The organism is Methylobacter sp. Wu8 (assembly GCF_036440755.1).
Lineage (GTDB): Bacteria > Pseudomonadota > Gammaproteobacteria > Methylococcales > Methylomonadaceae > Methylobacter_A > Methylobacter_A tundripaludum_A.
The window spans coordinates 1-7,447 of sequence record NZ_JAZGVT010000015.1; the positions used below are offsets into that span (position 1 = coordinate 1).

Here is a 7,447-nt window from a genome sequence, read left to right on the forward strand (position 1 = left end):
TATATTAAATTGCTGTATAAAAATGCTACAATTTAACCCAAAGACAGGTTTTATCGCAGCTGAGTAGCGGTATCTATAGCTTGTACACAGAGTTATCCACAGAAATTGTGGAAAAGAACCTAAGTCCGGTTTATTTAAGCTGATTTTAGATTTAATCTGCTTTTGCCAGTTTACTGTGATGCACTGAATAAGAAAAATACACAATCAGCCCAATAACCAACCAGATGACAAAGCGCAGCCAAGTAAGGGCAGGCAAAAACGCCATCAACGCGGTGCATGACAGCATGCCCAAGGCTGGAAATAACGGGCTGAATGGCGAGCGGAACGGGCGCTTCATGTCAGGTTTGGTGATGCGTAGTACCAATACCCCTAAACATACCAATACGAATGCGGCCAAGGTGCCGATGTTGACCAGTTCGGCCAGATCGCCTAGCGGTATGAAGCCGGCGGCTATCGCCATAATAATGCCGCACAATACTATGACGCGTACCGGCGTCTGGGTTTTGGTGTTCACTTCGCCAAAGAACGGCGATAGCAAACCGTCGCGGGACATTGCGAAGATAATACGGGTCAGCGCGTAATACAATACCAGCATGACAGTGGTAAGTCCCGCAATAACGCCAGTCGAGATCAGTGCCGATGCCCAGTTGTAACCTAGCAAATTCAGGACATGGGCAACAGGAGAGGATACGTTTAATTCGGTGTAGTTGACGACGCCGGTCAGCAGTCCCGATACCAAGATGTAGATGGCGGTGCAAAAGCTCAGCGAGCTGACGATGCCGAAAGGCAGGTCGCGTTGCGGATTGTTAGCTTCATCGCCTGCGGTGGATACCGCATCGAAGCCGACATAGGCAAAAAAGACCAATGATGCCCCAGCCAAAACGCCGGTGGTTTTGCCGTCAGGCAAGGTTTGGAACCAGCCAAACGGCATGAATGGATGCCAGTTTTCGGGGTGGACATTGAATACCGCAACAGCGATAAAGACGGTGATGGTGAGTAGTTTTACAAACACCATCGCGTTGTTGACTTTGGCGCTGTGTTTTACACCCATGATCAGCAGTATCATTAATATCAAAATGATGGCGGATGCAGGCAAGTTAACCAGGCCGCCGAGTTTAGGCGCTTTGGTCAGCATATCTGGCAGCGGGATGCCGATGGCGGTCAACGCGTTGTCAAAATAGCCTGACCAACCGTTGGCGACGGTCGCCACGGCGAGGCTGTATTCCAGCAGTAAATCCCAGCCGATAATAAAGGCGAATATTTCACCGAAAGCAACATAGCTGTAGCCGTAGGCGCTGCCGCAGCCGCCGACCGAAGCGGACAATTCGGCATAAGACAAGGCTGCAAAAGCACAGGCGAGCCCGGCAATCACAAACGATAGTATGACAGCCGGCCCGGATTGGGTGGCGGCCGCGATTCCGGTCAGTACAAAAATACCGGTACCTATAATGGCGCCTATACCGAGAAAAGCCAGATCCCATTTAGACAGACAACGTTTTAGGCCGCTTTCTGTGTCATCGTCTGAAGTAAGGCGCTTGCTGCGAAAAATTTTCATGGACATGGGGAGGTCTCTCGTTATTAGTTAATATGTTGTATTGTTTGGATTATAGGGGTAATAGCGATAATCCTCAAAGTCTGGCGCATAGATTGGAGAATTTAATCCATAAAGCAAGTTCTAGTTTTAAGCTTATGAAAAGATAAGTTTTTGCCGACATACATTGGCAATTTTATGAGACATAATGAAATCGTGTAGCTAGCAGTTCAAACCAGCCGGTTTTTTCTAGGGGGCTGTCGGATTTAGAAATCGCAAAAACATATTTATTTTTAACTGTTTTTATTAGCAGGATGTTTTTCTATTATTTCAATAAATTACTATTTCTAATGAACTATAATCCGACAGCCTCCTAGGGCAGTTGCTTGGGCGGCAGATTGATGCCTCCGCGTTAAATACGGCGGTTGCAGCACCCCGTCCGGTAAATGCCGACTTGCAAACACTGCTTAACCAGGCATTATCAATCAATCCGACGATCCAAAGAGCACAGGCGCAGGCCAGTGTGCAGGAAGCTGTCATTGCCGAGCGCCGGTCCGATCTTTCACCGGAGGTTTATGTGCGCGCGGAACGGCAATACGGCAACCCGTCCTATAGAGACGCATCGCCGGAAAACCGCCTTTTTATTGGAGTCAGCAGCCATTTTGGCGCCGGTCTTTCCAGTCTATCCAATATTGAAGGGGCGAAGTTGCAACACCGGGCCGCCTTGGAAGAAGTCGAGGCGCAAAATCGCACGGTCAACGAGCAGGTCATTGCCGATCATGCGTTGGCTGTTTCGTCGGAACATCGCCTGGCTGCACTTAAAGTCTCGCTCAAAGCGGCTGAAAATGTTTCCGAATCCTACGACCGCCAATTTCTCGCCGGCCGCAGAACCTGGCAGGATACGATGAATGCGGTACGGGAACTGGTTCAGATCGAAGTGCAGATAGCAGACACTCAGGCCATCCAAATACTTAGTTCCTGGCGTCTTTCGATTTACACTCAGGGCCTTGCGGCCGTTTCGAAGGGGGCATAGTTGAGTGACGAAGTAGAGGCTGCAACGAATTTGCTACCTTGTCTGGCACGGCTCGCACACTTGCAGCATGAAACCGTAGACCGTCTTGCGTTGCAGGAAGCGGCCGAAGCTGCTGTATCCTCTCAGACGAATAAGCCGCAGAACCGCCTTAAAATCGTCGCCGAACATCTTCAAGTGAGCGCCCCGCGCTGGCTCAATGCGCCGGATGCGGCTATTGTGCCTACGCTGATCTACATACAAAATGGTGAACGGGAGGGCGAGTGGGGCGTGCTCCGCGGCAATAACGCCCAGAGCCAATGGATTAGCGAGTGGTGGGATGCGCAAACCGGCCGATGGTATGAACAAGCCGACGACATGCTGACCGGTCATATCTTTGCTTCGCTCAAATTGAGCAAGCCTTATAGCGCCGGCGCCAGTCCGGTTTACCAACTTATCCGCCAGGAGATTTTTGCCCACAGACAACTCATCTGGGAAGCTATTATCGGCGGCATTGTGATCAACATCGTTGCAATGACAACTTCCTTCTACAGCATGCAGATATACGACCGCGTGGTGCCGACCGGTGCATCGCAGACCCTGCTGGTCCTGACTTTGGGCGTACTCGCGGCGATCCTGTTCGAACTGGTTGCCAAACGGGTTCGCACGAATATCTATGATCGCCTGATCGACATGGTAGATCAGCGCTTGGCACGCACTATCTACATGCGTTTCCTGTCGATCAGGCTGGATCAGCTGCCGCAGAGTGTGGGCGGCTTGGCCGGACAGATGCGCGGATACGAGACCGTGCGCGGCTTTTTTACCTCAATGACCACAAACTTCCTGATTGATGCGCCCTTTGCCCTGATCTTCATGCTGCTCATTGCGCTGATCGCAGGCTGGTTGGCGATGATTCCGCTTATATTCTTCATCTTCTCGTGCGCCATCGGCGGCTATTATCAGAAGCGGGTCGAGGCCTTTGCTAACAAAGCCATGGCGGCGAGCAACTTCAAGACCGGGTTGCTGGTCGAAACCGTCGAAGGCGCCGAAACCATCAAGTCCGGCCAAGGCGGTTGGCGCATGCTCTCGCGCTGGATGAAAACCACCAATGACGCGCGCGAACAAGAACTGCAAATGCGTAATATCAGTGAACATTCGCAGCATTTGACTGCCGCCTTTCAGCAGTTTTCCTATATCCTGCTGGTCGCTTTCGGCGCATTGCAGGTCAGCAAGGGCGATCTCAGCATGGGCGGGCTGATAGCCTGTTCCATTTTGTCGGGCCGCGTACTCGCCCCGGTTGCGATGATACCGAGCCAATTGATGCAATGGGCGCACAGCAAAGCAGCGCTGCAAGGACTGGATCGCCTCTGGGCCCTTCAGGACGACCATCATGGCCATGAACAACCGGTCGTGCTCGAGAACATTCGTGGACACTACAGACTTGAATCGGTCATCGCCAACTATAACGGCAACATGGCATTGACTGTGCCGGGGCTTTCCATCCACCCCGGCGAGAAAGTAGGCGTATTGGGTCCGGTCGGAGCCGGCAAAACCACCTTGCTGCGCCTCTTGTCCGGGATGTATAAACCCCAGGCAGGACGCATCCTGCTTGACGATGTCGATCTGGGCCATATCGCCAAACCGGTCTTGGCCGAGTACCTGGGATATGTACAGCAGGATGGCCGATTGTTCGCCGGTACATTGCGCGACAACCTCATTCTCGGCCAGCTCGATCCAGGGGATCAGGTCATCTTGGAGGCTGCCCGGCAGACCGGCTTATTGCAGGCCGTTATTAGCCAGCATCCGAAAGGCTTGGAGCAAGAGATTTTCGAGGGCGGCAGCGGCCTGCGGGCGGACAACGGCAACTGGTCAACCTCACCCGGGTCTTCCTGCGCAAGCCAAGCATCTGGCTGCTGGATGAGCCGGCCGCTTCAATGGATCGCAGCCTGGAACTGCAAGTCACCCAGTTGTTCAGGCAATCGCTCAAACCCCGAGATAGCCTGATCCTGGTAACCCACAAAGCGGAAATGCTGGAACTGGTCGACCGCCTCATCGTCGTTGCCAACCACCAGATCGTTATGGACGGCCCCAAAGCGCAAATCTTGCAGCAACTGCAAACCCCTTCGCCGGCATCGGCACTGAGCCAAAGCGCATGAACACCGGAACCCGGCACATCCGGCCAAGCCCTATATCGATGACAATGTTGTTGCTCATCGGACTGATCGTATTCTTACTCTGGGCCGCATTGTTCGAGATCGATCAGACCGTGCGCGCGCAAGGGCAAGTCATCCCCAGCGCGCGAACCCAGATTATACAGGCGGCTGATGGTGGCGTTTTGTCCCATATTCTGATTCATGAAGGTCAACGTGTTGTGGCCGGTGAACGCCTCGCCGTCCTTGAAAGCGACCGTTCCAATGCCGGCTACGAAGAAAGCCGTGCCAAAGTCGCGGCGATTGCCGCAGCATTGGAGCGGGCTCAAGCAGAGGCGGCCGGCCGTGCGCCAAAATTTAAAGAAAAACTCAAAGGCTTTCCTGAGTTCGTCGCGGTTCAGCAAGCTTTATATAAGCAACGCAAGCAAAGCTTGCAGGAAGAATTGGCGACACTGAGAGACAGTCTCGATATGGCGCAGGAAGAACTGCGCATGAACGAATCCCTGCTCAAGACCGGCGACACCAGCCGTTTGGAAGTCATGCGTTCCAAAAGACAAGTCGTCGAATTGCAAGGCAGGATTAACGCGGTGAATAACAAATACCTGCAAGAGGCCCGGCTGGAAATCGCCAAGCTGGAGGAAGAGCTGGCCTCAAGCCGCTACAAGCTTGAAGAACGGCAAAGCGTGCTCGGCCATACCGAACTGACATCGCCCGTAGCCGGAGTCGTCAAATATCTGAAGATCAACACCATAGGCGGCGTGCTGCGCGCTGGGGATGAACTGATGCAGATATCGCCCACGGAAGGCGGCATGGTCATCGAAATTAAAGTCAATCCCGTCGACATCGGCCAACTTAGCCCCAACTTACCGGCGACCATCAAGCTCGATGCGTTCGATTACTCAACCTACGGAACCCTGCAAGGCGTACTCAGCTATGTTAGTGCCGACACACTCACCGAACAGGAGGGCAGCAGCCAAACCATCACCTATTATCGCGGCCAAGTGCAAGTCGATACCGACAAGAGCAAAGCCAACCCCAAACTGGCCAATGTGCCGCTTAAACCCGGGATGACTGCCACGGTGGATATCCGCACCGACAGCCGCTCCGTATTGCAGTACCTCGCTAAGCCGGTGTTTAAGGCTTTTGGCGGGGCGATGAATGAACGTTGAAAACAAAAAAACCAAAGCGCCAATATCTTAAATATTAACTTGAGAGAATCATCATGCCCGGACAAGCCCCCACCATCAGCAGTATCGCCATCACTTCCGCCACCGGCATCCAAAACAATACGCTCAATGCCGAGGACACGGTCAACATCACCGTAACGATGAGCGAAGCCACTACCGTTACCGGCAGTCCCCGACTGGCGCTCAACATCGGCGGTAATCTGGTTCAGGCCAGCTATGTGTCCGGTTCCGGCGGCACCGAGCTGGTGTTCAGCTACACCGTCCAAGCCGGACAAACCGACGCCAACGGCGTCAGCGTCGTCGCCGACAGCCTCAGCTTCAACGGCGGCAGTCTGAGCGACGCCATCGTCAATCAAGGCGGCAGCACACCCGGCAGCGCTTCACGCATCGAATCCATCGAACGCATCGACCTAACCGGAAGCGGCGACAACACACTGACGCTGGGTTTGAAGGATGTGCTGGATATGGCAGGATTCAATAACTTTAACAATGCCAATGGCTGGGCTGATGGCACGTATGATCTTGCCGCAGGAGGAGCCAACTTTATTAATCCTGAGCAGCGCCATCAAATGGTGATAGACGGCAATGCGGGGGATGCGGTCAATTCCAGCGGATGGGGGGCTTCGGTGGGTACGGTGACCAATAACGGCCACACCTACGATGTCTACAATCAGGGTAGTTATGCGCAGCTGTTGATTGATGCCAGTATTACCCAAACTGTGATATGAATCTGCAGGACTAGCCTGTCCGGCATTCCGGGAGCGAGTGTAAATTCGCTCCCGGCGGATTTGCCCTGTCGGGAGAAAGGGCTGTTCATCAGTCAATAAATTCCTTCCCAGGACCATTGTTCTACGGGCTGGAAGAGATGATACAGTAATTAATACAGCTTTTCGACCCTGCTCCTTACAACGGCGGCAGCGCAACTTTGCAGGCTTTTTGGTGACCTTGGCGGGCGGCAATTTTGTCGGGCGCATGGGTGCGAGTTTTATGAGTGCGCTGGGTCAGCCGGATTGGGTGGCTGTCGATGAGCTTGGCTATGTGGAGGCGGCTGTTCGTTTGGCTCGGGACTGCGCTGCTTTGCGTAGCGGTCGGCGTTGTTACGGGAGCAGGTGGCTGTTTCGCAGCTGTGCGATATTAATGCCTATGTGGCGCATATGGAAACCCTGTTTTGTCAGATGTGGGCGGCATACTGCGAGAGTGACAGGTCGCGCGTAATTCTGATTGATAAAGTTGAAACCATGATCGGAAATCGGCCGGCATAGTCAATCAACGTTGTTTTATGTCAAAGTAAATATTAATCTTTCTCCGCATTTTAAATCCCATCCAGTAAATCAGGGCAATCGCGCTTAAATTATTCCGATGATACGAAGTAAATAGTCAGCCCTGAAAAAAGCCCCCCAACCATGCCTACCTCCGATCTCAGCCGGTAACAAGTTGTTAAGCGGAACCCAGGGTACCTGTCAGCCGAAACAGGGATGGTTTAATCGTTTTAACGATCAAAATCAGCGCAAAAAATAGCCTCATCCAGAGGCTGAAATTCCAGGCCAAGGCTGCCAGCAATAAATTGATG

General features: G+C 52.9%; 6 protein-coding genes. 5 read left to right on the plus strand and 1 reads right to left on the minus strand.

Annotation, left to right across the window (positions count from 1 at the left end):
- Positions 1–151: 151 nt before the first annotated feature.
- Positions 152–1,561 (minus strand): amino acid permease, encoded by a 1,410-nt coding sequence (locus tag V3O24_RS00505; RefSeq protein ID WP_331305664.1) that lies wholly within the window; start codon positions 1,559–1,561, stop codon positions 152–154.
- A gap of 424 nt (positions 1,562–1,985) precedes the next feature.
- Here V3O24_RS00505 and V3O24_RS00510 point away from each other — a divergent pair, with 424 nt between their 5' ends.
- Genes V3O24_RS00510 through V3O24_RS00530 form a run of 5 tightly spaced genes read left to right on the plus strand, consistent with a single transcriptional unit; the run spans position 1,986 to position 6,605 of the window.
- A complete protein-coding gene (locus tag V3O24_RS00510) occupies positions 1,986–2,564 on the plus strand; it encodes a TolC family protein (protein WP_331305666.1) in 579 nt (192 codons plus the stop codon).
- A gap of 30 nt (positions 2,565–2,594) precedes the next feature.
- Positions 2,595–4,544: an ABC transporter transmembrane domain-containing protein gene (locus V3O24_RS00515; protein WP_331305667.1), complete on the plus strand. Its 1,950-nt coding sequence runs from the start codon at positions 2,595–2,597 to the stop codon at positions 4,542–4,544.
- Positions 4,475–4,696 (plus strand): hypothetical protein, encoded by a 222-nt coding sequence (locus tag V3O24_RS00520; protein ID WP_331305669.1) that lies wholly within the window; start codon positions 4,475–4,477, stop codon positions 4,694–4,696. Before V3O24_RS00515 ends, V3O24_RS00520 begins: the two co-directional genes overlap by 70 nt.
- On the plus strand, positions 4,693–5,859 hold the full coding sequence (locus V3O24_RS00525; protein ID WP_331305671.1) for an HlyD family efflux transporter periplasmic adaptor subunit: 1,167 nt from the start codon (positions 4,693–4,695) through the stop codon (positions 5,857–5,859). The genes V3O24_RS00520 and V3O24_RS00525 overlap by 4 nt, the downstream gene beginning before the upstream one ends.
- Before the next feature lie 53 nt (positions 5,860–5,912).
- Positions 5,913–6,605 carry a hypothetical protein gene (locus V3O24_RS00530; protein ID WP_331305673.1) on the plus strand — a complete coding sequence of 231 codons (693 nt, stop codon included), beginning with the start codon at positions 5,913–5,915 and terminating at the stop codon, positions 6,603–6,605.
- Positions 6,606–7,447: the final 842 nt, after the last annotated feature.

Coding starts and splice junctions, on each gene's coding strand:
- V3O24_RS00525 (WP_331305671.1), top strand. CDS start 4,693: ATGAACACCGGAACCCGGCACATCCGGCCAAGCCCTATATCGATGACA.
- V3O24_RS00505 (WP_331305664.1), bottom strand. CDS start 1,561: ATGTCCATGAAAATTTTTCGCAGCAAGCGCCTTACTTCAGACGATGAC.
- V3O24_RS00520 (WP_331305669.1), top strand. CDS start 4,475: ATGGATCGCAGCCTGGAACTGCAAGTCACCCAGTTGTTCAGGCAATCG.
- V3O24_RS00530 (WP_331305673.1), top strand. CDS start 5,913: ATGCCCGGACAAGCCCCCACCATCAGCAGTATCGCCATCACTTCCGCC.